The organism is Duganella vulcania (genome assembly GCF_009857655.1).
GTDB classification, from domain to species: Bacteria; Pseudomonadota; Gammaproteobacteria; order Burkholderiales; family Burkholderiaceae_D; genus Rugamonas; species Rugamonas vulcania.
Window position 1 is genome coordinate 1 of record NZ_WWCX01000291.1, and the last position, 502, is coordinate 502.

Genomic DNA, 502 nt, shown 5'->3' on the forward strand with positions numbered 1-502 from the left:
ACTCTAGAAAGGAGGTGATCCAGCCGCACCTTCCGATACGGCTACCTTGTTACGACTTCACCCCAGTCACGAATCCTACCGTGGTAAGCGCCCTCCTTACGGTTAAGCTACCTACTTCTGGTAAAACCCGCTCCCATGGTGTGACGGGCGGTGTGTACAAGACCCGGGAACGTATTCACCGCGACATGCTGATCCGCGATTACTAGCGATTCCAACTTCATGCAGTCGAGTTGCAGACTACAATCCGGACTACGATACACTTTCTGGGATTAGCTCCCCCTCGCGGGTTGGCGGCCCTCTGTATGTACCATTGTATGACGTGTGAAGCCCTACCCATAAGGGCCATGAGGACTTGACGTCATCCCCACCTTCCTCCGGTTTGTCACCGGCAGTCTCATTAGAGTGCCCTTTCGTAGCAACTAATGACAAGGGTTGCGCTCGTTGCGGGACTTAACCCAACATCTCACGACACGAGCTGACGACAGCCATGCAGCACCTGTGT

The 502-nt window shown here is 54.4% G+C and carries 1 rRNA gene; it reads right to left on the minus strand.

The features are described from left to right. Nucleotides 1–7: 7 nt before the first annotated feature. Nucleotides 8–502, minus strand: a 16S ribosomal RNA gene (locus tag GTP90_RS36050); the annotation flags it as partial.